At 72.3% G+C, this 2,014-nt stretch carries 2 protein-coding genes and 1 pseudogene; 1 reads left to right on the top strand and 2 read right to left on the bottom strand.

Features of this window, described 5'->3' with window-relative positions; all coding sequences use genetic code 11:
• Window positions 1-532 (bottom strand): TetR/AcrR family transcriptional regulator (locus ACAM49_RS39985; protein ID WP_369640706.1); only part of this gene is annotated, 532 nt, incomplete at its 3' end.
• Between the two features lie 56 nt (window positions 533-588).
• Here ACAM49_RS39985 and ACAM49_RS39980 point away from each other — a divergent pair.
• On the top strand, window positions 589-1,749 hold the full coding sequence (locus ACAM49_RS39980; RefSeq protein WP_369640705.1) for a glycosyltransferase: 1,161 nt from the start codon (window positions 589-591) through the stop codon (window positions 1,747-1,749).
• A 7-nt stretch (window positions 1,750-1,756) separates the two neighbouring features.
• Here the strand turns inward: ACAM49_RS39980 and ACAM49_RS39975 are convergent.
• A pseudogene (locus ACAM49_RS39975) lies at window positions 1,757-2,014 on the bottom strand (SAM-dependent methyltransferase); the annotation flags it as partial.

The raw sequence follows: 2,014 nt of genomic DNA, 5'->3' as shown, positions 1-2,014 counted from the left end.
GGGCGTACATGATGTCGGCGGCGCGTTCGGGGGAGAGGCCGGGCTTGAGGGCGTTCTTGGCGGCCAGGTCGGGGGTGATGTGGGCGGGGCCGTCGTAACGGCCCTGTTCGGCCGCGGCCAGGAAGGCCCCGACCTCGGGGTCGGCGGCGGCGGTCACCCGCATCATGTCGAGCAGGCTCATGTAGCGCTCGGAGACGGTGCGCATGTGGGCGGCGTAGTGGGCGAGTTGGCGGGCCGGGTCGGGTTCGGCGAAGAGTTCGCGGACCCAGCGGCGTTCCGGCGGCGGGGTGGCGGCGTCCTCGTCGGGGCCCGCCACCAGGACCGCCGCGGTCTCGGCGAGGACCCCGACCTTGGTGCCGAAGGCCTGGTAGATGGTCTGGACATGGACCCCGGCGGCATCGGCGATGGCCTGCAGCGTGGTGCCGGCGTAGCCGCGTTCGGCGAAGAGGGCGGCGGCGGCCTCGGCGACGCGGCGGCGGGTGGCCTCGCGGCGTTCGCTGCGCGCGGGTGGCCGATTGCGCGGTGTTGACATGCCCGTCATCGTAGCTATAGTTCGCTATATAGCGCACTATAGCTACGGGAGGCGAGATGCGCGTACTGGTTTCGACGACACCGATGGAGGGGGTGTTCGCGCCGGTGGTGCCGCTGGCGCGGGCGCTGAGCGCGCGGGGGCATCGGGTGGTGGTGGCCACCGCGCCACAACTGTTGCCGCGGGTGCGGGCCGCGGGATTGGCGGGAGCGGCGGCCGGGCCGGACGCGCCCGAGGCCGCGGCCGAGGCGGTGACACTGCCCGAGTTCGCGGCCGGGACGCAGCCGTGGCGGATCGGGGCGGTCATGTTCGGCAAGGTGATGGCGCCGCGCAAACTGCCCGAATTGCGAGAACTGGCAGATGATTTCGAGCCCGATCTGATTCTGCACGCGCCGGTCGATCTGGCCGCGCCGGTGCTGGCCGCGCAACGAGGGGTTCCGGCCATCACCTACGGCACGGGTCTGCTGCTCGAGCCGGAGCTCGTCGCGGCCATGGCGGAATGGGTTGCACCGCTATGGGATTCGGCGGGATTGACGCCGGATGAACACGCCGGACTCTACCGGGGCGGTTACCTCGATCCGGTGCCGCGCAGCCTGCAATCCGACCTCGGGCCCGCGGCCGAAATCGCACGGCCGATTCGCCCCGCGGTCCCCGGCGGTGTCGACGACGAGCTCCCGGATTGGGCGCCGCGGCTCGGGAATCGCCCGACCGTGTACGTCTCGCTGGGGACGGTGCCGATCTTCAACCAGCCCAGCGCATTCGGGCCGCTGTTGGAGGGGCTGGCCGGGAGCGAGGTGGATGTCGTGGTCACGGTCGGCACCGCTACCGATCCCGCCGCGCTCGGCCCGCAGCCGGGAAACATCCATATCGCCCAATGGCTTTCGCTGGCCGCGATACTCCCGCGCTGCGATGCGGTGGTCTGCCACGCGGGCGCGGGCACCACGCTGGCCGCGCTCTCCCACGGCCTGCCACTGGTCCTCACCCCGCGCGGCGCGGATCAGTTCCCCACCGCCGCGGCCTGCCGCGAAGTCGGCGCGGCCCGGGTTCTGACACCCGACCGGGTGACCCCGGCCGCCGTGCGCGAGGAGGTCACCAAAGTTCTGACCGACCACACGTATCGGGCGGGCGCGCAACGCATCCGGGCCGAGATCGAGCGATTGCCGGACGCCGATACGGTCGCCGCCGAGCTCACGTCGGACCTCGCCGCGCGGACGGCCTGACACCCCGTCAGGCTGATTCCGGGGCCCGCGCGTCGAGCATCCAGCAGGCGGCGGTGAAGCGGGCCTCGGCGCCGTGGATGAAGGGATCCATGGCGGTGCGGACGGTGCGGACGACCTTTTCCCGGGTGGCGTCGTCGGCGTCGGCGAGGGCCAGGCCGACGGGGCCCAGGCGGGAGATGTAGCCGATGAGGGCGGGTTCGGGCATGGCGCATTCGGCGTCGACGGGGCGGAGGTCGATGTCGGTCCAGCCGCTGGCCTTCAGGAT

Origin of the sequence: Nocardia sp. JMUB6875, assembly GCF_041154655.1 — a bacterium.
GTDB lineage: Bacteria > Actinomycetota > Actinomycetes > Mycobacteriales > Mycobacteriaceae > Nocardia.
The sequence above is the reverse complement of the archived record's forward strand: the minus strand, read 5'-3'. Positions and strand labels throughout refer to the sequence as shown.

What these genes read in the sequence shown, in the direction of transcription:
- ACAM49_RS39980 (WP_369640705.1), top strand. Translation starts at nt 589, where the DNA reads ATGCGCGTACTGGTTTCGACGACACCGATGGAGGGGGTGTTCGCGCCG.